This is a genomic window from Longimicrobium sp., from assembly GCA_036389135.1.
GTDB lineage: Bacteria > Gemmatimonadota > Gemmatimonadetes > Longimicrobiales > Longimicrobiaceae > Longimicrobium.
Genome location: DASVQP010000052.1, coordinates 147,646 through 172,837, shown reverse-complemented (window position 1 = coordinate 172,837; position 25,192 = coordinate 147,646). Strand labels below are relative to the sequence as shown.

Sequence of the window (25,192 nt, the reverse complement as noted above, 5' to 3'; positions counted from 1 at the left end):
CGTGGGGGGGGGGCAGCGGTGGGCAGACACGCAGGTCTGCCCTGCGGGTTTTGGGTGCGGACCGGCGGGGGCGGAGCAGGGGCGGACACGCGCGTGATAAATCACGTCCCTACCCACGAATGCCGTGGTAGGGGCGGATTTTCCAGCTCCCTCTCTCGCTAACAGAGGGCGCAGCCCTCTCCTGTTATCGGGAGAGGGGGCAGTCGAGTGTAACGAGACGGGGGTGAGGGCCTACTCCGCCGCGTTCCCCACGATCAGCACCTCGCCGGTCGGCTTCGGGAGGCCGCCAGCGGGCTCCTCCGTGACGGCGACCGCGCGGATCTGTTCGTTGGGAACGTCGTAGGCGCCCTCCACGCTGCCGGCGCCGTCGCGGCCGGGGCGGAAGGTGGGGGCGGCGACCGGGCCGGCGGGAGTGATCAGCCAGAGCTGGTACTCGCGGCCCGGACGCACCTGCGGGAGGTTGTACGCGAAAAAGGTGTAGCGCCGCCGGACCGGGTTCCAGAACATGCGCCCAGACGGTGCTCGCTCCTGCGTGGACGCCAGGGTGATCACGCGCACCTCCGGCCCGGCCAGCGCCGCCAGCGTCGCCTCTCGCTCCGCCAGCGTGGATTCCAGACGGCCACGGTCGCGAGAGAGGGAGGCGGTCTGCTGCTCCAGCGAGCTGACCCGGCCGCGCAGCGAGAGGGCGTACGCACCCAGGCCGATGGCGATGAGCACCGAGGCCGCCGCCGCGAGCCAGGCAGGCAGCGCCGAGCGCCGGCGCGACGCGATCGGGATCACGCGCGTCTCCGGCGCGGCCACCACGGGCTCGGCCGCTTCCCCGCCCCGCACGTCGGCGGCGGCGCGGGCAAGGAGGCGCGCGCGGATGCGGTCCGAGCGGGCGGGCGCCAGCGGGACGTGCGGGGCCGTGTGCGCCAGGAGCGACGCGGCCTCTCGCAGCGACTCCAGCTCGGCGCGGCACTCGGCGCAGCCAGCAAGGTGGGCGTGCAGGGCTTCCCGCTCCTCACCGTCGAGGGCGTCGAGAGCCTCCGCGGCGAGCGCCGCCTGCACGTTTTCGTGCTCAGTGTCGAGACTCATCCACCCTCCTCCCGGAAAACCACGAGCGATTCCCTCAGCTTCTGGAGCGCCAGGCGAGCGCGCGTCTTCACCGTGCCCAGCGGCTGTCCCAGCTTCGCCGCGATCTCGGACTGGCTCAGACCGCGAAAGTAGGCGAGCTCCACCGTCTCGCGCTGTTCGGGCGGAAGCTGCGCCACCGCGGCCGCGATCAACCGCCTGCGCTCGTCCTGCTCCGCCGCGGCATCGGGCGAAGCGGGACCCTCGCCATCACCCGAGCCGGGCTCCGGGATGTTCTCCCACGACTCCTCGCGGAGCCGGCCACGCGCGCGCACCCGGTCCAGCGCGCGGCTGCGCACGATCATGGTGAGCCAGGTGGAGACGCCGCCGCGCCCTTCTTCGTAGCGCCCCGCCTGCCGCCACGCCTGCCAGAACGCCTCCTCCAGCACCTCTTCGGCGTCGTTGGGATCGGCCACGATGCGGCGCGCGACGGAGTGCAGGAGAGGGGACCAGCGGTCGTACAGGAGCCCGAGGGCCTTCTCGTCTCCCGCCGCCATGCGCCGGACCAGCGCGCCGTCGTCGGGACCCGAGTCGTCTGCAGGGAGATACGAGACCGTGCGCTGTGTCGGATGCATGGAGAGAAGTTGCTGCGACACGAAGGGCCTCGCAAGGTATAAGTTGGAGCGGGTACAGGGTGGAGCCTGAAACGTCCTTTGCACAACGCGCGCCATCCTGATGCAAAGCTTGTACGACAGCAGAAAAAGCGCATGAACGGAAGCATGAAAACGCCCCCTCCCCGGCGGACCAGGAAGGGGGCGGCGTTACAAATGACGAGGATCAGGCGAACTGCTGATGCACCCGCTCGGCGAGGGCCCGGTTCATCCCGGGCAGCTCGGCCAGCTCGGCGGCATCGGCCTGGCGCAGCGAGTAGAGGGTGTGGTAGCGGCCGACCAGCGCCTCCACGCGGCGCGGACCCATCCCGGGGATCGCCTCCAGGTGGACGGCCAGGCGCTCGCGCTCCAGCGACATCCCGACGACGGACGCGTCGGAGACGTCGTGGCCGCGGCCGCGCAGGTCGTCCAGCAGGCCGAGCCACTCGGCGTGGTTCCACCCCTTGGGGCGGGCGCTGACGAACTCGCGGAGGTCGGCGCGCAGGTTGGCGTCGCGGCGCACCGCGTCCTGCCGGTTGCCGCCACGCGCGCCCGTGCCGGCGCGCGGCGAGTTCCCCGCCGCCTTCTTCGCGCTCACGCCGGCGCGCGGGCCGGCTGCGCGCACGGTGCGGGTGGAGGTGGTGCCCCCCTCGGTGCCGCCCGGGACGGCGCCGCCCTCCTCCTTGGCCGTGCGCGTGGTGCGGGTGGCGCCCTTGCGCGCCGCGGTGCTCGTCTCGCCCGTGGCGGTGGTGGTGGAGCGGCCGGTGCGCTTGGACGGGGTCTTCGCGTCCCCGGCCGGGCCGGCGGTGGCGTCGGCTTTGGCGCCCTTCGCCCGGGTCTTGTCTGTCTTCGCCATGGACGTTGGCTCAGTCGTTATCGGTGATGGCCGGCGTGCCGGCCGTGGGCTGCTGCTCCTCGTCCCGCTTGAGGACCAGGATGGAAAGCGGCGGAAGCATCAGCCGCAGCGAGTCCGGCCGCCCATGCTCGGGCACCGGCTCGCTGTACACGGCGCCCGCGTTCCCCAGGTTGCTCCCGCCGTACGCGAGCGCGTCGCTGTTCAGCAGCTCGCGGTACAGCCCCGGGCGCGGCACACCGATCCGGTAGTCCGGCCGCGGGATGGGGGTGAAGTTGCACGCGAAGACCAGCTCTTCGCCAGTGGCCGTGCTGCGCCGCAGGAAGGAGAGCACCGTCTGCTCCACGTCGTGGAAGTCGATCCACTGGAAGCCCTCGTGCGTGCAATCCGAGTCCCAGAAGGCGCTCTCGCGTGCGTACAGCGCGTTGAGGTCGCGCATGAAGCGCTGGACGCCGCCGTTGAGCGGGTTCTCAAGGAGGTGCCAGTCCAGCGACCTCCCCTCGCTCCACTCGCTCCACTGCCCGAACTCGCCGCCCATGAAGAGGAGCTTCTTCCCCGGGTGCGCCCACATGAACCCGAGCGCCATGCGCAGGTTGGCGGCCTTCTGCCAGGCGTCGCCCGGCATCTTGCCGATCAGCGAGCCCTTGAGGTGCACCACCTCGTCGTGCGAGAAGGGGAGCACGAACCGCTCGCTGAAGGCGTACATCAGCGAAAAGGTGATCAGGTTGAAGTGGTACTTCCGGTAGACGGGGTCCTCCTCCACGAAGCGGAGGAAGTCGTTCATCCACCCCATGTTCCACTTCATGTGGAAGCCCAGCCCGCCCAGGTGCGGCGCCTGCGTCACCCCCGGCCACGCCGTCGACTCCTCGGCGATCATCAGCACGCCGGGGAAGCGGTCGCGCACGGTGGCGTTGAGCTGCTGGAGGAAGTCGATCGCCTCCAGGTTCTCGCGCCCGCCGTAGCGGTTGGGGACCCACTCCCCCGCTTTGCGGCTGTAGTCCAGGTAGAGCATGGAGGCCACCGCGTCCACCCGCAGCCCGTCCAGGTGGTACTCCTCCATCCAGAAGAGCGCGTTGGACAGCAGGAAGTTGCGGACCTCGTTGCGCCCGAAGTTGAAGACCATCGTCCCCCAGTCCGGGTGCTCGCCCTGGCGGGGGTCTTCGTGCTCGTACAGCGCCGTGCCGTCGAAGCGGCGCAGCGCGAAGGCGTCCTTGGGAAAGTGCGCCGGCACCCAGTCCAGGATCACCCCGATCCCGCGGCTGTGCAGGTGGTCCACCAGGTACTTGAAGTCCTGCGGCGGCCCGAAGCGCGACGTCGGCGCGAAGTACCCCGTCACCTGGTACCCCCACGACGGGTCGTACGGGTGCTCCATCACCGGCAGGAGCTCCACGTGCGTGAAGCCCATGTCGCACACGTAGTCCGCCAGCTGGTGCGCCAGCTCGCGGTAGGTGAGCGGACGGTTCTCCTCCTCGGGAACGCGCTTCCAGCTCCCCAGGTGCACCTCGTAGACGGCCATCGGGCGATCCTTGCCCGGGTCCTCGCGCCGCTTCTCCATCCACTCCGCGTCCGTCCACTCGTAGCCGCGCAGGTCCGCGACGACGGATGCGGTGAGCGGGTTGTGCTGCGCCGCGAAGGCCACGGGGTCGGCCTTGAGGAAAATCTCGCCGGTCGGACCGCGGATCTCGTACTTGTACGGCGTGCCGGTTGGGACGCCCGGGATGAACATCTCCCACACACCGACGCCGGGGTGGCGGCGCATGGTGTGGCGCCGGCCGTCCCACAGGTTGAAGTCGCCCACCACGCTCACGCGCTGCGCGGCCGGCGCCCACACGGCGAAGCGCACGCCCTGGACGCCGTCGATCTCGTCCGGGTGCGCGCCGAGCACGTCGTACAGGCGCAGGTGCGTCCCCTCGCCAATCAGGTAAAGGTCGAACTCGGCGAGGGTGGACTTGAAGGAGTACGCGTCCGCGAACTCGCCCACGGACCCGTCTTCCCACGTTACGCGCAGCTGGTAGGCGAAGGGCTCGGTGCCGCGCGGAAGGATCGCCTCGAAGAAACCCGCATCGTTCACCCGGTCCAGCGTGCGCGGCGAAACGATCCCGGTGCCGAGGAGCGCCACCTCACTCGCGCCGGGGATGAAGGCGCGCACCACGGTGCGGATCTCCCGCCCCACGGAAACTCTGTGCATGCCGAGCACCCGAAACGGGTCCGTGTGCTCGCCCTGGACGATCAGTCGTACGTCGTGCTGGAGTGTTGCCTGGGCCATCGTGCTCCGGTCTCTGGCGTGCGGGGGCGCGGGGTAAAAGCGTGCCCGCCTTGTGGCTCGAAGCCCGCGCCGTGCTGCGAAGCCCGTGCCGCCGCGCGCCTTCTACCCGTTCGCCCCCTTTCCGTGTGACGCGAGCCGCGCCGCCGCGGCCTCGTCCAGCAGCCACACCATGTCGCCGCCCGCCGGCCTCACCCCCTGCGCGGGGATGCGATGGGGGTCACGCGGCCCCTCCAGCACCTTCTTCACGACCTCGGCCTTGTCCCCGCCCGGCGCCAGCATCTCCACGTGCGCCGCCGCGTTGACCACGGCGAAGGTGAGGGTGATGCGCGGCTCGCCCAGCGGCCGGTACAGCGCCGCCGCTACCGTGCGCCCGCGCTCCAGCAGCAGTGGATCGAAAGGGAAGAGGGAGCAGGTGTGCCCGTCGGTGCCGAGCCCCAGGTGCACGAGGTCGAAGCGCGGAATCCCCTCTCCGAAGTCCGCCGCCAGCTCCATCGCGTACTCCTCCGCCGCGCGCTCGGGTGGAATCTCGCCGCGCATGCGGTGCACGTTGGCGGGCGGGATGGGGACGCGCGACACGAACGCCTCGTTGGCCATCCTGAAGTTGCTGCGCACGTGCCCCGGAGGCACGCACCGCTCGTCCCCCCAGAACAGGTGCACCTGCTCCCACGGGATGCTGGACCGCAGCGGCTCCTCCGCGAGCATGGCGTACGCCGCGCGCGGCGTCGTTCCTCCGGAGAGCGCCACGGTGAACCGTCCGCGCTCCGCCACCGCCTTGCGCGCGAGCTCCGCGAATCGCTCCGCGGAGGCGCGGGACGCCTCCGCGGCGGTGGGGAAGGTGAGGAGGAGCGGGGTGGTCATGGCAATGGCGTTCAGTGTAGGTATGCTCGGCGATGAGCCCAACGCGGCCTCCCCCTCTCCCCGGCCCTCTCCCCCGCAAGCGGGGGAAAGGGTGCACTCCGCCCGTGATCACAATCCCGAAGCGCTCCCCCTCCCCCAGGCGGTTTTGGGGAGGGGAATGCGTCGCGGAGCGACGCTGGGGGTGAGGGTCCCTCACGGCTGATGCCACGCCCTCCGATCGTCCCCCATCAGCCGGTCCGCGCACTCCGGCCCCCAGCTCCCCGCCGGGTAGCCCTCGGGCTCGCCGCCTGCCTCCCAGCGCTCCAGGATCGGCGTGACCAGGGTCCATGCGGCCTCCACCTCGTCGCGGCGGGCGAAGAGGGTGGCGTCGCCGAGCATGGCGTCCAGGAGGAGGCGCTGGTAGGCCTCGGGCGACTCGGCGCCGTCGAAGGCGGTGGCGTAGTCGAAGTCCATGCTCACCGCCTGCATGCGGCCGGTGAGGCCGGGGACCTTGGCCTCGAAGAAGAGCGAGATCCCCTCCCTGGGCTGGATGCGCAGGACCAGCGAGTTCGGCGCGGGGAGGTCGCCCTCCACCAGGTCCATCACCGGGTGCGGCGCCGGGCGGAAGGCGACCACCACCTCCGTCGCCTTGGCCGGAAGACGCTTCCCCGTGCGCAGGTAGAACGGGACCCCTGCCCATCGCCAGTTCTCCACCTGCAGCCGAAGAGCCGCGTAGGTCTCGGTGCGCGAATCGGGGGCGGCGCCCTCCTCCTGGCGGTAGCCGCGGCCCGCGATCCCGGCGGTGTACTGGCCGCGGACGGTCTCGCGATCGATGTCCTCGCCCAGCAACGGGCGGACGGAGCGCAGCACCTTGACCTTCTCGTTGCGCACCGAGTCCGCGTCGTACGATGCGGGGGGCTCCATCGCCACCAGCGTCAGGATCTGGAGGAGGTGGCTCTGCACCATGTCCCGCAGGGCGCCGCTCTTCTCGTAGTAGTCGGCGCGCATCTCCAGCCCCACCTCCTCCGCGACGGTGATCTGCACGTGGTCGATGTGGCTGCGCGTCCACAGCGGCTCCCACACCGAGTTGCCGAAGCGGAAGACCATCAGGTTCTGGAGCGTCTCCTTCCCCAGGTAGTGGTCGATGCGAAAGATCTGCCGCTCGTCGTAGACCTCCAGCAGCGCCAGGTTCAACTCCTTCGCGGAGGCCAGATCGCGGCCGAAGGGCTTCTCCACGATGGCGCGCGTCCAGCACGGGCAGCTCGGCGGGCAGATGAGCCCCGACTTCCCCAGGTCGCGCGAGATCTCGTCCACCACCTGCGGGGGCACGGCGTAGTAGAAGAGGCGGTTGCCCGGGACTCCGAACTGTTGATCGATCGCCTGGAGCTGCGTCTTGAGCCGCTCGAAACCTTCCGCATCGTCGAAGACGTGGCTTCCGAAGAAGAGCCGCCGCCCGAACTCCGCCCACTCCTCGTCGGTCGCCGCCGTGGCGAACTCGCCCAGCGCCTCGCGTGCGCGGCGACGGTACTCCTCGTCGTCCATCTGCTCGCGCGCCACGCCGACCACCGCGAACCCCTCGGGCAGAAGCTGCTGCTGCCAGAGGCGAAAGAGCGCGGGGATCAGCTTGCGGCGCGCCAGGTCGCCGGTGCCGCCAAAGATCACCAGCACCAGCGGCTGCGGCACGCGCACACTCGACAGCGCCTTGCGCAGCGGCGACGCAGAGGCCGCTCTCGCCCCTGCCGCGGCCGGCGATGCGGTGCTCACTTGGGCCCCTCCGGCTCGGCGGCCTTGATGGCGTGCCCGCCGAACTGGTTGCGGAGCGCGGCCAGCACCTGCGCGCCGTAGCTCTCGTCCTGCCGGCTGGCGAAGCGTGCCATCAGCGACAGGGTGATGACGGGGGCGGGAACGTCCAGGTCGATGGCGGCCTGCACCGTCCAGCGCCCCTCGCCCGAGTCGGCCACCCACCCGCGGATGCGCTCCAGCTCCTGCCCCTCGGCGGCGTAGGCGCGCTCCAGAAGCTCCAGGAGCCACGACCTCACCACGCTCCCGTGCTGCCACAGCCCGGCGATGCGCTGCAGGTCCAGCGGAAACTCGGACTTCTTGAGGATCTCGAAGCCCTCGGCGTACGCCTGCATCAGGCCGTACTCGATGCCGTTGTGGACCATCTTGGTGAAGTGCCCCGCCCCGCTCGGCCCCACGTGCTCGTAGCCGTTCTCCGGCGCCAGCGTGCGGAAGGCGGGCTCGCAGATCCGCACCGCCTCGTCCGGCCCGCCCACCATCAGGCAGTAGCCGTTCTCCAGCCCCCACACCCCGCCGCTCGTGCCCGCGTCGATCAGGTGGATGCCGCGCGCGCCCAGCTCGGCCGAGCGCCGCTTGGTGTCGTGGAAGTTGGAGTTGCCGCCGTCGATCAGCACGTCGCCGGGCTGCAAGAGGTCGGCGAGCGAGCGCAGGGTCTGCTCCGTGGGGTCGCCGGCGGGGACCATCACCCACACCACGCGCGGCGCCTGGAGCGCGCCCACCAGCTCCGCCAGCGAACCTGCGGGGGTCGCGCCGGCGTCGGCCACCTTCTGGACCGCCTCGGCGTTGAGGTCGAACACCGCCACCTCGTGCCCGCCGCGGATGAGGCGCTGCACCATGTTGCCGCCCATCTTCCCGAGCCCCACCATCCCGAGCCGCATCCGCCCCTCCGCGTGTGCTGGTGTACGCCGGCCGCGCTTCGTCGCGCGGCATCGCTGCAAATACGCACCCCCGGCCGGGCGCGGCAAGCTCCGGGCACAAAAACGCCACCGGGCCGCTCCTGGTTAGGAGGCGGCCCGGCGGGGAGGCGATGTCCGGAGGGGTCCTGGCGGGGAGCGGCGGGGAGCCGCTTCGTCTTGGGCCCGGGGCACGCCGCCATCCGAGGCGGTCCCGGGGTGCTGCTGTGAATGTGCGAGGCGGAAAAGTGGCGAGCAGGGGGACATTCGATGACATCCCTCAGGGCAACCGGTGTGCCGATCCCGGCCGATTCCGGTGTTGTGCTACGATATCGTGTGGCAGCAACATCTTAGCCTCGGGGAACATTTCCGTCCGATGGGAACATGTGCGGCACGATTGGGACAGCCGGGACACACGGGTCGCAGCCAGGTGTCCCAAATCGGATGCCGGGCGTCGTCGCGAAGGCGGGCACGGGCAGCCACGCGGGGCGGCCCCTACGAGGTCTGGTTGGTCAGGCGGCTTGGGCGCGGAAGAAGGGTGGGCAGACACGTGGGTCTGCCCTACGGAATTCGTGCGTGGGGGCGAATGTCGAGAACGGGCGGAGGGTGGGCGCGATGAATCGCGCCCACACGGAATCCGTGCACCCCACGGAGATCTGCGCGACCGCCCCCTTCCCCAAGGTAGTTATAGGGGGAGGGGGCAGCGAGGTGACGAGCGGGGGAGGGGGCCCCTACGCCTTCGCCCCCACCCGCGCCAGCTTCTCCTCCACCACCTGCATCATCCCGCGGAACGACTTGGAGAACTTCTCCACGCCCTCGGTCTGCAGCTGCTCGGTGACGGCGTCCAGGTCGATCCCCAGCTCGCGGAGGTCGGCGAGCACCTGGCGCGACGAGGCCACGTCCTGGTCCACCGTGCGGCGCGCGACGCCGTGGTCCGCGAACGCCTTGACGGTGGCGAGCGGCATCGTGTTGACGGTGTGCGGCCCGATCAGCTCCTCCACGTAAATGACGTCGCGATACTCGGGGTTCTTGGTGGAGGTGCTTGCCCAGAGCGGCCGCTGCACCCGCGCGCCGCGCCCCGCCAGCCGGTCCCATCGCTCGCCCGCGAAGACCTCGGTGAAGCGGTGGTACGCCAGCTTCGCGTTCGCCACCGCAGCCTTCCCCATCATCGACTTCGCCGTGTCGCCGCCCAGCTTCTCGAGCTGCGCATCGACCGCGGAGTCCACGCGCGAGATGAAGAACGACGCCACCGAGGCCACCCGGTCCAGCGCCCCGCCCTGTTCGGTGCGCTTCTCCAGCCCGCGCAGGTACGCCTCCATCACCCGCTCGTAGCCGGAGATGGAGAAGAGGAGCGTGACGTTGACGTTGATCCCCTCCGCGATGAGCTGCTCGAAGGCGGGGACGCTGTGCTCCGTGCCCGGCACCTTGACCATGAGGTTGGGCCGGTCGACCGCCTTCCACAGCCGCCGCGCCTCCTCCAGCGTCTCCTCCGCGCTGTGCGCCAGCTCGGGCGACACCTCCAGCGACACGAACCCGTCGTGCCCGCCCGCGGCCTCGTAGACGGGGCGAAAGAAGTCGCAGGCGCGCTGGATGTCCTGCACCGCGAGCGTCTCGTACGCGCGGCTCGCGTCCGCCCCGTCCGCCGCCAGCTCCTCCATCGCGGAGTCGTAGTCGTCGCTCTTGCCGATCGCTTCCTCGAAGATGCTGGGGTTGGAAGTGACGCCGCGCAGGTCATACCGCGCGATCATCGCCTCCAGCTCCCCGTTCTCCAGGATCTCGCGACGGATGTAGTCCAGCCACACGGATTGGCCGAGGGGATGCAGTTGGTGAAGTGGGTTCGTTTCGGGCATGGGTCGTCCTCGCGGTATGGGTACTGAATACTGGAGTCCCAAGTGCTGAGTCCTAAGTGCTAAGTAACTGCGGTTCAGCACTTAGCACTCAGCACTTAGCACTTCTTTTCTATTTCTCATCCATTCCCAGCTTCGCCCCGCCGGCCCCCGCCTCCCCTTCCCCGCCGGTCGGCGTCGGGCCGCGGCCGAGGGCGGCGCGGGCGTGCGCGGCGATGTTGGCGGCGCTGAAGCCCAGCTCCTCGAAGACGCGCGTGGCCGGGGCCGATGCGCCGAAGCGCGTGATCCCCACGATGTGCCCGTCGCTCCCCACCCAGCGGTGCCACCCCATCGGGCTCCCCGCCTCCACCGCCACTCGTGCGGTGACCGACGGCGGGAGCACCGATTCGCGGTACTCGCGCGGCTGCCGGGCGAAGAGCTGCCAGCTCGGCATGCTCACCACGCGCGCCCGGATCCCCTCCGCACGCAGCGCCTCCTGCGCCTCCAGCGTCACCGCCACCTCGGAGCCGGTCGCCATCAGCAACACCTCCGGAGCGCCGCCCTCCGCGTCCGAGAGGACGTAGGCGCCGCGGCGCAGGCCAGACGCGGCGCCGAAGCGGTCGCGGTCGAGGTGCGGCAGGGCCTGCCGGGTGAGCGCCATGAAGATGGGGCCCTCCCTGAACTCCATCGCGAAGCGCCACGCCTCCGCCGTCTCGTTGGCGTCGCACGGGCGCAGGTCCACGAGGCCGGGGATGGAGCGCAGCGCCGCGAGCTGCTCGATCGGCTGGTGCGTGGGGCCGTCCTCGCCCAGCCCGACGGAGTCGTGCGTGAAGATGTAGATCGTCGGCTGCTCCATCAGCGCCGCCAGGCGGATCGGCGGGCGCATGTAGTCCGAGAAGATCAGAAAGGTGCCGCCGAAGACGCGGACGCCGCCGTGCAGCGTCATCCCGTTCATCACCGAGCCCATCGCGTGCTCGCGTACCCCGAAGTGCAGGACGCGCCCCGCATAGCTCCCCGGCTCGAAGTCGGCGCCGCCGTCGATGTTGGTGTTGTTGGAGCCCGCCAGGTCCGCGCTCCCGCCCATCAGCCAGGGGACGTTCTTCGCGATGGCGTTCAGCGCCTTCCCCGACGCCGCGCGCGTGGCGATCGGCTTCTCGTCCGGCGCCCAGGTGGGGATCTCCGCGTCCCACCCCTCGGGAAGACGCTGCTCCAGCGCGCCGTAGAGGCCGCGCGCCAGCTCGGGGTTTTCCGCGGCGTACCGGTCGAAGCGCTGCTCCCAATCGCGCTGCATCAGCGGGCCGCGCTCGGTGGCCTGGCGCATGTGGGCCAGCGCCTCGTCGGGAACGAAGAACGGCTCCTCCCAAGGCCACCCCAGGTTGTGCTTGGTCGCGACGATCTCCTCGGCGCCCAGCGGCTCGCCGTGCGCCTTCTCGGAGCCTGCCTTCTTGGGCGATCCGTAGCCGATCACCGTGCGGACGGCGATGAGCGAGGGGCGCGGATCGGCCTTGGCGGAGCGGATCGCCGCATCCAGCGCTTCCAGGTCGTTGACGTCCTCCACGCGCTCCGTGTGCCAGCCGCACGCGGCGAAGCGCCCCTCCACGTCCTCCGTGAAGGCGAGATCGGTGGAGCCTTCGATGGTGATCTTGTTGTCGTCCCAGAAGTAGATCAGCTTCCCCAGCTTCAGGTGCCCCGCCAGCGACACCGCCTCCGCCGCGACGCCTTCCATCAGGTCGCCGTCCGAGCAGATGGCGTACACGTGGTGATCCACCACGCGGTGCCCGTCACGGTTGTACAGCGCGGCCAGGTGAGCCTCCGCCATCGCCATCCCCACCCCGTTCGCCACGCCCTGCCCCAGCGGTCCCGTGGTCGTCTCCACGCCGGGCGTGTGGCCGTATTCGGGGTGCCCGGGGGTGCGGCTCTCCCACTGGCGGAAGTCCTTGAGGTCCTGCAGCTCCAGCCCGTACCCGGTCAGGTACAGCATCGAGTACAGGAGCATCGACGCGTGCCCCGCCGACAGGATGAAGCGGTCGCGCCCGAACCACTTCGGGTCGAGCGGGTTGTGGCGCATGTGGCGCGTCCAGATGACGTACGCCAGCGGAGCCAGCGCCATCGGCGTTCCCGGGTGTCCCGAGTTGGCCGCCTGCACCGCGTCCATCGAGAGGGTGCGGATCGTGTTGATGCAGAGCTGGTCCAGTTCGCTCCCGCTCGTCGTGCCGGAAGAGGGCATCGTCATTTGGCTCGAATGTTTGATTGGATGCTTCACGCAGTTCCCCCCCTCTCCCGAGAACGAGAGGGGCACCCTCTCCTGTTATCGGGAGAGGGGGCCGGGGGGTGAGGGCCTCCGCTCCCGCGCCGCCGCGTACACCGCGTGCCGCCCTTCGTCCGGCTCGAACAGCTCGCCGCCGACACGCGCGACGGCCGCCAGGTCCTCGATCAGCCCCAGCCGCTCCAGCGCGATGAGCGCCGCGCCGCGCGCCGTCTCCTCGTCCACCGCGGCCAGGCGCACGGGGCGACCCAGCACGTCCGCGATGATGCGGGTCCACGCGGGCGACGCATGCAGCGCGCCGCCGCTGGCGACCACCTCGGCGGCGGGTCCGTACGCGCCCTCCACCGCGTCCGCCGCATCCGCGATGCGGTAGGCGACCGCCTCCAGCCACGCCCGCGCGATGTGCAGCGGCGTCGTGGCGAGGGAGACGCCGAGGAGCGCCGCGCGCTCGTCCGGGTCCAGCGTGGGAGGGCGGCCGGGCACCAATCCGGGGCTCACCGTCAGCCCGTGCCCGTCCGGCGGAAGCTCGTCCAGCGCCGCGTCCAGCTCCTCCGCCGGGGGCAGCACCAGCGTCCGCGAAAGCCAGGCGAACGCATTCCCCGCGTTCGAAAGCGCCCGGCCGGAAACCGTGCGCCGCCCATCCAGCCGGTAGCACCAGAGCGACTCTGGCGGCTGCGGGTCGGGATCCGCGCGCAGCACCCGCAGCGCCGCCGACGTCCCCACCGTCAGCCCGATGCGTCCGGGCCCAAAGGCGCCGCTCCCCAGGCTCGCGCACCCGCCGTCGCCCAGCGCGGGGAACCAGGGAACGTCCGCCAGCTCCGGCCAGCGCGCCGCCCACTCCGCCCCCAGCCCGCGCAGTGGCTCGTCCGACACCCTTGGCAGCGCACCCGGCTCCACGCCGACCGCCGCCAGCGTCTCCTCGTCCCACGCGCACGAGCGAAGCCCGAGGAGCCCCGTCCCCGACGCCATCGACAGCGACGTGCGCGCCTCGCCAAAGAAGCGCAGCAGGAGCATCTCGCCCACCGAGAGCCAGGTGACGGCGCGCGGCAAGCTATCGCCCGCCTCGGCGCGAAGCCAGAGGAGCCGCGCGGCGGGATAGGTGGGATGGAGCCAGCACCCGGTCCGTCGGTGGTACTCCGCCGCGTCCATCCGCCCGGCGAGCTCGCGCGCGGCGCCGGCGGCCCGCGCCTCGCCCCAGCCGAAGAGCGGCGTGACGGCGCGCCCGTCGCTCCCTACACCCGCGAGCCCATGCCAGAACGTCGCCATCGCCACCCCGGCGATCTCCGCCCCGGCCCTCCGCGCCGCGACCACCGCCCCGTCGATCACCTCCACGCACCGCCCGACGAGCGCCTCGGGGTCGGTCTCCATGGCGCCCTCCTCGGTGCGCCACGAATACTCCGCCCTCGCGGCCCCGAACCCGGGCGGCTCCCCGCCCGCCGTGTCGAACAACTCGGCGCGCACGGACGAGCTCCCGGCGTCAAGCGCCAGGATCCACGGCCCCCGTACCGCGCCTGAATCGCTCATGGTTTCCCGGATGGCGAGTGAACTCGCTGCAACAACAGCACAAAGTCCGCCTGCGCGGACTCGGGGGCGGGATCCGCGCGGCGCTTCTGACTTCTGCGCGGCTGGAAGCCCGCTCCACGAGCGAATGAATTGGCCGCTGGAACCACACGAAGTCCGCCTCCGCGGACTCCGGGTCTAATGCCGCGTTTCTCGAGCCGGCTTCAGCCGCCTTCCCGTCGTTCCAGCCGGGGGCTTCAGCCACCGGTGCCCCGCGGTCCCGGCCTATCACCACCGAAAAGGGGCGCCCCCGCAGCCGCGGGAGCGCCCCTCCGTTCATCCAGCCCGGCCGGCGGCTACAGGTTGCCGCCGGTGTCGTTGCGCCGGAGCGGATCGGTGGAGCTGTTGTTCAGCCCCATGCTGTCGCTCCCGTTCCCTATCCCCGGGTTGTCGGTGAGCCCGTTGCCAGTCGAATGTCCAGGGCCGGTCGCACCGCCGAGGCCCGATTCGGTCGTGCCACCGAGCCCCGCGGACCCGGCGCTGTATCCCCCGCCGCCGACCGTCCCCTCGTCCCGGCGCACCTCAGCGCGCTCGCGGCGCAGGTCGGCCTCGACCGTCTCGGTCTCGGTCACCTGGTTGGTGCGCACCACCAGCTCCTCCTTAGCCACCGTGCGCGTCTCCGCGACCACCTCTTCCTGCGTGAGCGGCACGCGGATCGTCTCGTCCTCGCCGATGGTGGCGCCGCGGGCGGCCATGGGGTCGGTGATCGGGCGGCGTTCCACGACGGCCTCCTCGTGCATCACCGGCACGCTCTCGGCGACGTGGCGGGTCTCGACGTGCTTGTCGATCTCCACCTGGCCCGCCTGCACCTGCCGCGTGCCGACCGCCAGCTCCTCCTCGGAGAGCGTGAGGCGCTGCTCGCTAGTCCCGGTCTCCATCCCGCGCCCGTAGAAGCGGTTGTCGTCGAACGAGTCGTGCGTGTAGAAGTCGGTGTCGTGCGAGCCGGCCGCGGCCATCCCGGTGTCCACGGCGCCGGTGCCGGTATTGCTCTCGATCTCGGACGCCGCCAGGCCGCCGGGGAAGCTGTTGCGCACGCTCGTCTCGTAGTCGCGCGTCACCGGCGACTGGTCGTAGGCGGGCATGGTGCGCAGGTCGGTGGAGGCGATGTGGTCCACCATCACGCGGTCGGCGCTGCGGTCCAGGCGCGCGTAGCCGATGGGGACGAGGACGTGGCGGTCGGGCTCGGCCATTAGGCCGTTCTCCACCTCTACGTCCAGGTAGCGCACCTTCATGGCGTTGGTGTCGATCAGCAGCTCGTCCACCTCGCCGATCGTCCGCCCGTCGGAGGCCACCACTTCCCAGCCGCGCACGTCCGGATCGCCCTCGGCCACCTTGAAGTCGTCCAGCTGCCCCAGCGGTACCACCCGATCCATTTCGCTCGCCATGGGATGTCTCCTTCGTGGTTTCGCCGGCTCCCGGTGCCGCGCCGCGCCGGCTCGATCCTCAGAGGGGAATCCGCCCCTCCCCGCCCACCGGGGGAGGCGGGACCCATCGCAACAGCCGTTCCACGTGTGCCCTCGCAAAGGCATCTGTTACAGAGATCTCACCCGGATTACGTGCGGGCGAGGAGTTCGGGCGGTGAGTTGCGTTACTGCGTTAGTCCGTTTTCACTTGGCACTTGGCACTCGGCACTTGGCACTCGGCACCTGGCACTTCCGTTCCAGCGGCAGACTTCTTGACCTTCCCCTCGGCACTTTCATCACAGAGGCGAGGCGGATGGCGAAGCGGGAATGGCCGAAGCGGCTGGGATTCGCGGTGAAGGTGGTGGGGCGCGAGGGGCTCAAGAGCAACGATGCGCGAAAGTGGCAGTCGAATCCGCACGTGCGCGTTTCCATCGACTTCCTCCACCCGATCCTGGACTACCTGGACGAGGTGGACATCCGCATGTACCGGATCTCCTCCGACTTCGTCCCGTACTCCACGCACCCGGACATGCCGCAGTTCCATGCGCAGGTGCGCGAGTGCGCGCGCGAGCTTGCGGAGCTGGGGCGTCGCGCGCGCGACTTCGGGATCCGACTCTCGCTGCACCCGTCGCAGTACGTCCTTCTCTCCGCGCAGGACCCCGCGATCAACGCCAAGGGCATCGCCGACGTGAACGCGCAGGCGGAGTTGCTGGACGCGATGGAGCAGGGGCCCGAAGCCGTCGTCGTGCTGCACCTAGGCGGCGCGTACGGCGACAAGGACTCGGCGATCGCGCGCTTCGTGGACAACTTCGCCCGCCTCTCCGAATCAGGCCGCCGCCGCCTGGTGATCGAGAACGACGAGACCGTCTACTCGATGGCCGACTGCCTGCGCGCCCACGAGGCCACCGGCGTCCCGCTCGTATTCGACCACCAGCACCACAACCTGAACCCGGGCGGGCTCAGTGTGGGCGAGGCCGCGCGCAAGGCGCTCGGCACCTGGGGCGGCATCCAGCCCAAGGTGCACTTCTCCTCCCCCAAGATGGACCTGCGTACCATCGTGCGCGGCAAGAAGGAGGTCACCGTCCCGCCCCTCCTCTCGCAGCACGCCGACTTCGTGAATCCCTGGGAGTTCGCCTGGTTCCTCCGCGAAACCGGACCCCTCCCCTACGACGTGATGCTGGAGGCGAAGCAGAAAGACCAGGCGCTGCTGAAGCTCCGCGCGGACCTGGACAAGCTGCGGCTGTGGCCGGAGAACAGTTAGAATCCGGCGGTTGAAACCGCAGCAACAACCGCGGGAAACCTGCCTTCGCAGGTTGTGGGGGCGGGATCTGTGCGGGATTGCGGCGCCGGTCCCGCGCACACCGGGGGCTGAAGCCCCCGGCTGGAACCACGGGAAGACCGCTGAAGCGGTCTCGCGTGCCGCCGGATGCGGCGCACGCCCGCACCGGACGTATCCGACCCGCAAAGATCTACGCGTGCGCCCCTCCCCCAGGTTGTTTTGGGGGAGGGCAGCGAGGAACGAGCGGGAAGGGGGCCCGCAGCGCCCGCGCCCTACCCCTCCAGCCGCCGCAGCACCGCCTCCCCGGCCGCCACCGTCCCCAGCATCCCACCCAGGTCCGAGGTCGTCTCGCCGGCGAGGACGGCGGATTGGACGGCGGTCTCGATGCGCGCGGCGGAGGCGTCGTCGCCCAGGTGGCGGAGCATGAGGGCGGAGGTCAGGATCGCGGCCAGGGGGTTGGCCTTGTCCTGCCCCGCGATGTCCGGCGCGGAGCCGTGCACCGGCTCGAAGAGTGAGACGCGCCCCGGGTGGATGTTGCCCGAAGCGGTCAGCCCCAGCCCGCCCACCAGCGCGGCCCCGAGGTCGCTCAGGATGTCGCCGAACAGGTTTCCCGTGACGATCACCTGGTAGCGCTCCGGGCGGCGCACGAGGTCCATCGCCAGCATGTCCACGTACAGCGCCTCGCGCTCGATCTCCGGGTACTCCTTTGCTACTTCGGCGAAGACGCGGCGCCAGAGACCGCCGGCGAACTCCATCGCGTTTGCTTTGTCCGACAGGGTGACGCGGGAGTGGCCGTGGGCGCGCGCATAGTCGAAGGCGGCGCGGATGATCCGCTCCACGCCCTTGCGCGTGTTCATGTCCTCCTGCACCGCGACCTCGTCGGGAGTCCCCTGCTTGAAGGTGCCGCCCATCCCCACGTACACCCCCTCGGTGTTCTCGCGGAAGATGACGAAGTCCAGGTCCTCCACCGTCTTCCCCTTGAGCGGGCAGAGGCGCTCGTGGAGGAGGCGCACGGGGCGGAAGTTGATGAACAGGTCGAGCTTGAAGCGCATCCCCAGCAGGATCTGGCGCGCGTGCTCGTTCCCCGGCACGCGCGGATCCCCGAGGGCGCCGAGCAGGATGGCGTCGTAGCTGGAGGAGAGCTCGGCGAACTCGGCGTCGGTGATCGTCTCGCCGGTTTCCAGGAAGCGATCGGCGCCGTGGGGCCACTCCACCAGCTCCAGGTCAGGGCGCACGGCGCGCAGCACGCGCGCGGCCTCGCGGGTGACCTCCTTGCCAACGCCATCGCCGGGGAGCACCGCAACGCGGGCCATGATCTCTCGCCTTGTTCTCTCGATGGAAGGTGCCGCAACGAAGCGCGCCAACGTACCGGGATGCCGGTCCGGGCGTCAAGAACAGCAATTCACACAGAGGCGCAGAGGTCAAAAGCAAGGAAGAGGAGAACGGCACGACGTTCTCCTCTTCCTTGCTGGTTTTCTCTGTGGCTCCGTGTGAGGCCGCGGTAAAAGCATGCGGCTCGAACGGACTCAGCGCGCGTTGGCGATGGATGACGTGTAGGCGGCCACCGCGCGAATCTGCTCGTCGGAGAAGCTGCCGTCGCCGCGGGGAGGCATGGGGACGGGGAACTCCTTCGGAGTCTCGACGCCCTCGCGCGTGACGGCGATGATCTCGTCAAAGGAGCCGTTCCCCTCGATCCACCTGCGGTCCGTGAGCGAGGGGCCCAGCGCGGTGCCGCCGCCGTTCTCGCCGTGGCACATCACGCACGCCTTCAGGTACAGCTCGCGCCCCTGCTCCCCCGCCTCGCGCGGGACGCCGGGAGGAAGCACCCCCACTGGCGCCGCGGCAACCGGGCGGCCGGCCTGGGCCGTCGACGCGGGCGCCGAGCTGCCGCCGCCGGTCTCTCGCGCTCCGCCGATGCGATCGCACGCCATCACCACCATCACCGCCGCCACCCACCAGGTCCGTCGCCGCATCAGCTCATGTCCGCCGGTCGCAGGAAAAAACGGAACTTCGCGGGGGGCGCGTCACCGCAAGCGTTGTTCCGGGGGGGGAGGCATGACGCGCGCCCCGGGCTCGCGCGGCCACCCGCACGTCGCGCAGAACCTCCACTCCGGCTCGATCATTGAGCTGCACTCGGCGCACGGCACCGGCACCAGGCACTTGCCGCACGACGGGCAGAAGCGCACCGGACGGTCGCCGGGGAGCGGGGTGCGGCAGCCCGGGCACGCCGCCGCCCGCTTCGGCGCCGTCACCTCGGCGGCTGGAGCAGCAGGTGCGGCTCCGGGCTCTACGGAGACGGAGCGCTGCGCGGGGAGCGGCTGAGCGACGACCGCCATGGTGACTTCGGGGGCGTAGGGGTTGAGGTACACCCCCACGCTGGCGTAGTCGCGGTAGATCCCCAGGATCGGGTTGGTGGCGCGTAGCTCACGCTGCAGCTCCTCCTGCACCTCCGGGCGCTCCACGATCACGTAGTCGCGCTCGCCGGACAGAAGGCGCAGCAGGGCGTGCTCGTACTCCGCCAGCTCGCTGAAGCCCAGCTCGCTTCGCACCAGGCGGTACGGCACCAGGTTCTGGTACACGTCTCCCACCGTCACCTGTGCGTCCGGCTGGCGGAGGAGAACGTCGGCGACCCGCCGGTACAGGCGGTCGAGTGCGTCCATCGTAGGAGGTGCCCCGGAAAGAGAAGCGGCCCCGGTCAGGGGGCCGCGGGAAGCTGGCCCTGCGGCGTCGCGGCGGGCGCGGCCGGGATCTCGGGCAGCGAGCGCGGCACCAGCTCGCGCACCGCCAGCGGCGCACGCTCGCGCGCCTGCTCGGCCTGCGGGCCCATCCCCGCCTCCCGCATGGCGCGCAGCAGGCCGACCCAGGCGCGCTCGTTCTCCGCGTCCGCGTCCAGGGCGCGGCGGAAGGCGCGCACCGCCTCAACGGGCTTGCCGGCGTCCAGCAGGAGGTGGCCCAGCTCCGAGTTGAGCCCCGCATCCTGCGCGCGGGAGACGAGCCCGGCACGGACCTCCTTGAGCGCGTCCTGCCGGCGGCCCGCCTCGCGGTAGAGGGCCGCCAGGCGCAGGCGCCCGTCCGGGTCTTCCGGGCGGTCGTTGGCGTACTCGCGCAGGAGCTGGGCGGCGGCGGCGATCTTCCCCTCGCGCACCAGCCGGTCGGAGCGCTCCAGGTCGCCGCCGCGATTGCCGCGTACGGCCCAGGCAGCCAGCAGCACGATGGCGGCGATTCCCGCCGCGCCCGCCAGGAATGCCAGCGGCCTGCGCCCCCGGTCGCGGGGGACGGCGTGCACGCGGGTGGCGTCGTCGTGGGCCGGGATCGGCGCCTCTGCCTCTTCAGCCAGCACGGGGTCCTCCAGCAGCGGGGCCGGCGCGGCGGGTGCGGAAAGGAGGTGGCGCTCCAGCCCGTCCGAGACCGTGCGGGCCATCTCGAAGTCGCGCACGCTCGGCTCCGCGCCGTCGGACACGCGCGCGGCGACGGCGCCCAGCTCGTGCACCCCCGCCGCCAGCTCCAGCGACAGGCGGTCGCGGCGGCGCAGCTCCGCCAGCAGCTCGTCCGTGGAAAGGTCGTCGGGAGAGAGGGCGCGCAGCCGAAGCTCCACGGGCGCGGTGGGATCGTCGCGCAGCACGCGGCGCAGGGTGCTCTCGGCGGCGCGGGCCACGCGCACCAGGGCGCCGGGGCTGGCCGTGCCCCCGCGCAGGGCGCTGATGTCGCCGGCGACGGCGCGCAGCGGGCGCAGGGTGCTCTCGGGAACGGGAAGCACGGCTACTCCTCGATGCGGAGAAGGCCCAGCCGCGCTCCGCCCCGAACGAACGCTTCCGGCGAGTCGTACGGCAGGTCGCGCCCGATGCTCTCCTGGATCTTCCGCGAGGTGCGGCGCATGAAGGTGGCGACGGGCATCGACGGATCGCTCTCGTCGCGCATCCGCTCCACGATCTCCTCCCACGTCCCCTCGAACACCGCCCCTTCGCTCGTCCGCACGCGGTGCTGCTCGGCGGGGACGCCGGTGGTGTTGAGCATGCGCAGGATCATGTCGATCTGCGGCGCCAGCTCCAGCACCGGCGGCGCGTCCTCGGCGCTCTCGAACTGCGCTTCCACCTCGGCCAGCAGGTGGTCCACCTCGTCCGGCTCGATCTCCAGCTCAATCAGCCGCTGCCGCCAGGGGTCGAGCCGCGCGTCGTCCTGCGCCATCCCCTCCAGCGCGCACTTGAGCTCCACGTAGCGCCACAGCGAGAGCGTGTCCCAGTGCTCCGCGGGCGGCACGCGCTCCAGCTCGCGCAGCGCCCCGCGCGTGTCGCCGCGGTCGTGGAAGAGGTGGGCCAGGTAGATGCGCGCCTCGTGGAGCTCCGGGTCCAGCCGCAGGGCGCGGCGCAGCTCGCGGCGGGCGCCCAGGTCGTCGCCCAGCGCGTGCAGCGTGTAGCCGCGGGCGGCCGCGACCTCGGCGTTGTCCAGGTGCTTGCCGGCGAGCGACGAGAAGCGCACCCGCGCGTCGGCGAACAGCCCCTCGCGGTACAGCGCGCGGCCCATGGTGAGCCCCAGCTCCAGATCGTCCGCCAGCCCCAGGTCGTCCACGCGGGCGAAGCAGCCGAGCGCCGCGTCCACCTGCCCGAACTTGAGGAGCGTCTCGCCGAGCCCCACCCACGCGTCCTCGTACTCCTCGTCGGCGCGCAGCCCTTCCTCGAACGACTTGCGCGCCCACGCGTACTCCTCGCGGGCGATGCGCACGTAGCCCATCCCCACGTGCAGGAGCGCGGAGTCGGGATGGTGGCGCAGCCCCTCGCGGAGTATCTCGAGCGCCTCGTCGTAGTCGCCCGACTCGTACAGGCGGTGAGCCCGTTCGTCGAACTCTTCGGAACTGAGGAAAGACGTTCCCATGCGGTGTTCCCAGGCGGCGGGAGCGCGCGGCACGGCGGCCGCGCGTCGGTGGGCCCACGGGGAGCCCGGCGTAATATAAGCGCCCCGTGGACGCCGCACCAAGCCCTTGCGCGCACACGCGGGGGCGGGGTTGCAGTGCGGCGCCCGCGGGGCCAGATTCAGGACGCCCCGAGAGCCCCGAACCGCAAGGAATCCGTCATGTTCGACTGGCTGCGCCGCCGCCGCCTCTCCGCCGAAGCAAAGCGCAAGCTCCTGATCGTCGCCGCCCGCAGCGAGGAGGCGATCGTGGAGACGCACGTGGCCAACATCTTCGACCTGGTGGACGCGCTGGCCGGCGAGGTGGACGTGGACCGGGCGCTGGATCTGTACGCCGAGCTCATCCCGCTGGACGAGCACGTCTCCGCGATGGTCACCAACCGGGTGCTGGCGCGGCACGACGACCCGGCGGGGCGGGGTCCGGCGCGGGCGCCCGGCACGCGGCGCTACGCGAACGTCTTTCGTGAAGACGGAGCGCGCTGACGGAAGTGCGTGAGTGCGCTTTGAGGACTTAGCACTCAGGACTTAGCACTTTCCCCCCTGCCCTTGCCACACCTCGCGCACGGGGCGATTTTGCCGCGTCTTTTACCCTGGCGGCAATGGAATACGAATACATCGACACTCCCGAAGGGCTCCGGCGCACCGTGGAGCGGCTGCGCGGACTGCCGCTGATCGCGGTGGACACCGAGGCGGCGGGGTACCACCGGTTCTTCGACCGGATGAGCCTGGTGCAGATCTCCTCGCGCGAGGAGCACTTCCTCGTCGACCCGTTCACGGTGGGCATCCTGGACCCCCTCGCCGACCTCCTGGAGGACCCGGCGGTGGAGACCGTGTTCCACGACGCGGACTACGACCTGCGCATCCTGGACCGCGACGCGGGTCTTTCCGTGGCGGGGCTCTTCGACACGCAGATCGCCGCTTCCTTCCTGGGCGAGAAGTCGCTGGGGCTGGGGAGCATCGTGGAGAAGTACCTGGGCCTCAAGCTCCCCAAGGAGTACCAGCGCGCGGATTGGGCGGAGCGCCCGCTCACCGAGGGGATGAAGCAGTACGCCGCCACCGACACGGCGCACCTCCCCGCCCTGCGCGACAAGCTCCGCGCGGCGCTGGAGGAGCGCGGCCGCCTCGCCTGGGCGGAGGAGGAGTTCCGCCGGCGCGAGCTGACCAAGTTCGTGGAGCCGGAGGAGGGGCGCGAAGCGTTCCTCAAGATGAAGGGCGCGCGCGACCTGGCCCCGCGCGGGCTGGCGATCCTGCGAGAGCTGCACGAGTGGCGCGAGGGCGTGGCCCGCGAGCGCGACCAGGCCACCTTTCGCGTCCTCAACAACCAGGCCCTCCTGGAGATGAGCGCGGCGCCGCCGGAGGACCAGCGCGCCCTGCGCAACATCACCGGCGTCTCCGAGGGGATGGCGCAGCGGCGAGGCCGCGACATCCTGGCGGCGGTGCAGCGCGGCCTGGCCGTGCCCGAGGACCAGCTCCCCCGCTTCCCGCGCGCGCAGCGCTGGGACCGCGACGTGGAGCTGGAGGAGCGCGTGGAGCGCCTGAAGCACGCCCGCAACGGGCGCGCGGAGGAGCTGGACATGGACGGCGGCTTCCTGATGAGCCGCGCGGTTCTGGAAGAGGTGGGGAAGGCCCGCCCGCGCGACCTGGAGCAGCTCGCCGCGGTCCAGGGCGTGCGCCGCTGGCAGGTGGAAGCGCTCGGCGACGCGCTCCTCAAGGTGCTGTGACCCCGACGAACGGATCAGCGACGATGCGACAGATTACGGACGACCAGGGACGGGTGTGGGAAGCGGTGGGCGCCGAGGCGGTGGTGGCGCACATGCGCAAGGGCGCGGTGCTCGCCTTCCGTCCCGCGGAGGAGCCCGCCGCCGAGCCGGTGCGCACCACGATCACCTTCAACAGCCAGGCCGCCGCCGACCTCGCCATCCGCGGGATGAGCGACAAGGAGCTGCGCCGGCGCCTGGACTGGGCGAAGACCTCGGCGGGCGTGGCGTAGCCCTCACCCCCCCGACCACTTCGTTTGACCGCGCCAATGCCCCGTAGGGGCGCGATTCATCGCGCCCACCCTTCGCCTTCCTCGACACCCGCCCAGCCGCACCGAACCCGTAGGGGCAGCCCCGTGTGGCTGCCCGTGCCCGCCCCACCCGTATCCCCGCCCCTCCGCCCCGCAACCCGTAGGGGCAGCCCCGCATGGCTGCCCGTGCCCGCCCCCACCCAAACTCCCGCCACCCGCACGAAGTCCTCCCCCTCTCCCGAGAACGAGAGGGGCACCCTCTCCTGTTATCGGGAGAGGGGGCCGGGGGGTGAGGGCCCGCCCCTACCGCCGCACCACCCCCCCATCCATCTCATCGATCTTCGCGGACGAGGCGGGACGCTCGCGCTGGAGGCGGGCGGCGGTCGTCTCCGCGGTGCGCATGACGCGCAGGAGGTTGCCGCCGATGACCTTGCCGACGTCCGCGTCGGAGTAGCCGCGGCGGAGGAGCTCCACGGTCAAGTAGGGGAAGCGCGAGACGTCGTCCAGGCCCACCGGGAGCGAGGTGACGCCGTCGTAATCCGAGCCGATCCCAACGTGGTCGATCCCCGCCACCTTGACGATGTGGTCGATGTGATCCGCGATGGTGGCGATGGTGCCGCGGGGGACGGGGTTCTGGCGCTGCCAGTCGCGGTAGGCGCGCTGCGCGGCCTGCGCGTCGTTGGGGTACTGCGCCCGGAAGCGGCGCTGCACCTCGAACATGTTGCGCATGGCGGCCGCGGCGGCCGGGTCCACGAAGCCGGAGTAGAAGTTCACCATCACGATGCCGCCGTTCGGCTTCAGCAGCCGCAGCACGTCGTCAGGCACGTTGCGCGGGTGGTCCGCCAGGGCGCGGGCGGAGGAGTGCGAAAAGATCACCGGCGCCGCCGAGACGCGCAACGCGTCCTTCATGGTCGCCGGGGAGACGTGCGACAGGTCCACCAGCATCCCCAGGCGGTTCATCTCGCGGACGACCTCCTCGCCGAAGCGGGTAAGGCCGTCGTGGCGCGCGGAGTCGGTGGCGGCATCGGCCCAGTCCAGGGTGCTGGCGTGGGTGAGGGTCATGTAGCGCACCCCGGTGCCGTAGAACTGCCGCAGCGCGCCCAGCGAGTTCTCGATGGAGTGCCCGCCCTCGATGCCGATCAGCGAAGCGATCTTCCCCTCGCGATGCGCGCGCACCACCTCGTCCGCGGTGAGGGCGAGGCGCAGGTCGGGGGAGGCGGCGGTCATGCGGTGGATCAGGTCAATCTGCTCCAGCGCCACGCGCGCCGCGCCGCCCTTTGCGAAGTCGGAGGGGACGTAGGCGGCCCAGAAGACGCCGCCCACCGCGCCGGCCCGCAGGCGCGGGATGTCGGTGTGCTGCGCGGGGTTGGAGCGGCGCGGGTCCAGGCGCGCCAGGTCGCCCCCCGCCTTTTCGCGAATCTCCCACGGCAGGTCGTTGTGGCCGTCCACCAGCGGCGTCTGCGCGTGGATGCGTCGGGCGCGGGCCAGCAGGTCGGCTTCGCTCTGCTGGGCGCGCGCGGGAACGGCGGCGGCCGCCAGCCCGAGCGCGGCGGCCGCGAGTGCGGCGTGTCTCATGTGTGGGCCGGGAAAGGG

Annotated in this window: 21 protein-coding genes; 4 read left to right on the top strand and 17 right to left on the bottom strand. The window is 71.2% G+C overall.

All coding sequences use genetic code 11. The features are described 5' to 3' along the window. Positions 1–231: 231 nt before the first annotated feature. From VF584_13370 to VF584_13320, 11 genes are all read right to left on the bottom strand, one after another. Positions 232–1,077: an anti-sigma factor gene (locus tag VF584_13370; GenBank protein ID HEX8211158.1), complete on the bottom strand. Its 846-nt coding sequence runs from the start codon at positions 1,075–1,077 to the stop codon at positions 232–234. After that, a complete protein-coding gene (locus VF584_13365) occupies positions 1,074–1,688 on the bottom strand; it encodes a sigma-70 family RNA polymerase sigma factor (protein ID HEX8211157.1) in 615 nt (204 codons plus the stop codon). Before VF584_13365 ends, VF584_13370 begins: the two co-directional genes overlap by 4 nt. 202 nt (positions 1,689–1,890) lie before the next feature. Then, the gene (locus VF584_13360) at positions 1,891–2,559 is read right to left on the bottom strand and encodes a helix-hairpin-helix domain-containing protein (GenBank protein ID HEX8211156.1); all 669 of its coding nucleotides are present in this window, start codon (positions 2,557–2,559) and stop codon (positions 1,891–1,893) included. Between the two features lie 10 nt (positions 2,560–2,569). Next, positions 2,570–4,822, bottom strand: coding sequence for a 1,4-alpha-glucan branching protein GlgB (gene glgB / locus VF584_13355; GenBank protein HEX8211155.1), 2,253 nt, complete (start codon positions 4,820–4,822; stop codon positions 2,570–2,572). Positions 4,823–4,924: 102 nt separating this feature from the next. Then, entirely contained in the window at positions 4,925–5,680 is a 756-nt protein-coding gene (gene pgl, locus VF584_13350) for a 6-phosphogluconolactonase (protein HEX8211154.1), read from the bottom strand. A gap of 192 nt (positions 5,681–5,872) precedes the next feature. Continuing rightward, positions 5,873–7,423, bottom strand: coding sequence for a glucose-6-phosphate dehydrogenase (zwf, locus tag VF584_13345; protein HEX8211153.1), 1,551 nt, complete (start codon positions 7,421–7,423; stop codon positions 5,873–5,875). Continuing rightward, complete coding sequence (gene gnd / locus VF584_13340) at positions 7,420–8,337, bottom strand: decarboxylating 6-phosphogluconate dehydrogenase (protein HEX8211152.1); 918 nt, start codon at positions 8,335–8,337, stop codon at positions 7,420–7,422. The genes zwf and gnd overlap by 4 nt, the downstream gene beginning before the upstream one ends. Before the next feature lie 746 nt (positions 8,338–9,083). After that, positions 9,084–10,202 (bottom strand): transaldolase, encoded by a 1,119-nt coding sequence (gene tal, locus VF584_13335; protein HEX8211151.1) that lies wholly within the window; start codon positions 10,200–10,202, stop codon positions 9,084–9,086. Positions 10,203–10,311: 109 nt separating this feature from the next. Further along, a complete protein-coding gene (gene tkt / locus VF584_13330) occupies positions 10,312–12,411 on the bottom strand; it encodes a transketolase (protein HEX8211150.1) in 2,100 nt (699 codons plus the stop codon). 75 nt (positions 12,412–12,486) lie between these two features. Beyond that, positions 12,487–13,968, bottom strand: coding sequence for a gluconokinase (locus tag VF584_13325; protein ID HEX8211149.1), 1,482 nt, complete (start codon positions 13,966–13,968; stop codon positions 12,487–12,489). Positions 13,969–14,300: 332 nt separating this feature from the next. Continuing rightward, entirely contained in the window at positions 14,301–15,389 is a 1,089-nt protein-coding gene (locus VF584_13320) for a DUF2382 domain-containing protein (GenBank protein ID HEX8211148.1), read from the bottom strand. Positions 15,390–15,720: 331 nt separating this feature from the next. Here VF584_13320 and uvsE point away from each other — a divergent pair, with 331 nt between their 5' ends. Further along, a complete protein-coding gene (gene uvsE / locus VF584_13315) occupies positions 15,721–16,668 on the top strand; it encodes a UV DNA damage repair endonuclease UvsE (GenBank protein ID HEX8211147.1) in 948 nt (315 codons plus the stop codon). Between the two features lie 290 nt (positions 16,669–16,958). Here uvsE and VF584_13310 read toward each other — a convergent pair whose 3' ends face one another. The 5 genes from VF584_13310 to VF584_13290 all read right to left on the bottom strand — a co-directional run bounded on the left by VF584_13310 (position 16,959) and on the right by VF584_13290 (position 21,555). Further along, the gene (locus tag VF584_13310; GenBank protein ID HEX8211146.1) at positions 16,959–17,999 is read right to left on the bottom strand and encodes a 3-isopropylmalate dehydrogenase; all 1,041 of its coding nucleotides are present in this window, start codon (positions 17,997–17,999) and stop codon (positions 16,959–16,961) included. A 213-nt stretch (positions 18,000–18,212) separates the two neighbouring features. Continuing rightward, complete coding sequence (locus VF584_13305) at positions 18,213–18,659, bottom strand: c-type cytochrome (GenBank protein ID HEX8211145.1); 447 nt, start codon at positions 18,657–18,659, stop codon at positions 18,213–18,215. 51 nt (positions 18,660–18,710) lie between these two features. Further along, entirely contained in the window at positions 18,711–19,346 is a 636-nt protein-coding gene (locus VF584_13300; GenBank protein ID HEX8211144.1) for a zinc ribbon domain-containing protein, read from the bottom strand. A gap of 35 nt (positions 19,347–19,381) precedes the next feature. Continuing rightward, positions 19,382–20,443 carry a tetratricopeptide repeat protein gene (locus tag VF584_13295; GenBank protein ID HEX8211143.1) on the bottom strand — a complete coding sequence of 354 codons (1,062 nt, stop codon included), beginning with the start codon at positions 20,441–20,443 and terminating at the stop codon, positions 19,382–19,384. Between the two features lie 2 nt (positions 20,444–20,445). Beyond that, entirely contained in the window at positions 20,446–21,555 is a 1,110-nt protein-coding gene (locus VF584_13290; protein ID HEX8211142.1) for a tetratricopeptide repeat protein, read from the bottom strand. A 198-nt stretch (positions 21,556–21,753) separates the two neighbouring features. Here VF584_13290 and VF584_13285 point away from each other — a divergent pair, with 198 nt between their 5' ends. The 3 genes from VF584_13285 (at position 21,754) to VF584_13275 (ending at position 23,581) form a co-directional block, all read left to right on the top strand. Beyond that, positions 21,754–22,074, top strand: coding sequence for a hypothetical protein (locus tag VF584_13285; protein HEX8211141.1), 321 nt, complete (start codon positions 21,754–21,756; stop codon positions 22,072–22,074). A gap of 116 nt (positions 22,075–22,190) precedes the next feature. Then, positions 22,191–23,312 carry a ribonuclease D gene (locus tag VF584_13280; GenBank protein HEX8211140.1) on the top strand — a complete coding sequence of 374 codons (1,122 nt, stop codon included), beginning with the start codon at positions 22,191–22,193 and terminating at the stop codon, positions 23,310–23,312. Positions 23,313–23,335: 23 nt separating this feature from the next. After that, positions 23,336–23,581, top strand: coding sequence for a hypothetical protein (locus VF584_13275; GenBank protein ID HEX8211139.1), 246 nt, complete (start codon positions 23,336–23,338; stop codon positions 23,579–23,581). A gap of 321 nt (positions 23,582–23,902) precedes the next feature. Here VF584_13275 and VF584_13270 read toward each other — a convergent pair whose 3' ends face one another. After that, the gene (locus VF584_13270) at positions 23,903–25,174 is read right to left on the bottom strand and encodes a dipeptidase (GenBank protein ID HEX8211138.1); all 1,272 of its coding nucleotides are present in this window, start codon (positions 25,172–25,174) and stop codon (positions 23,903–23,905) included. Positions 25,175–25,192 lie beyond the last annotated feature (18 nt).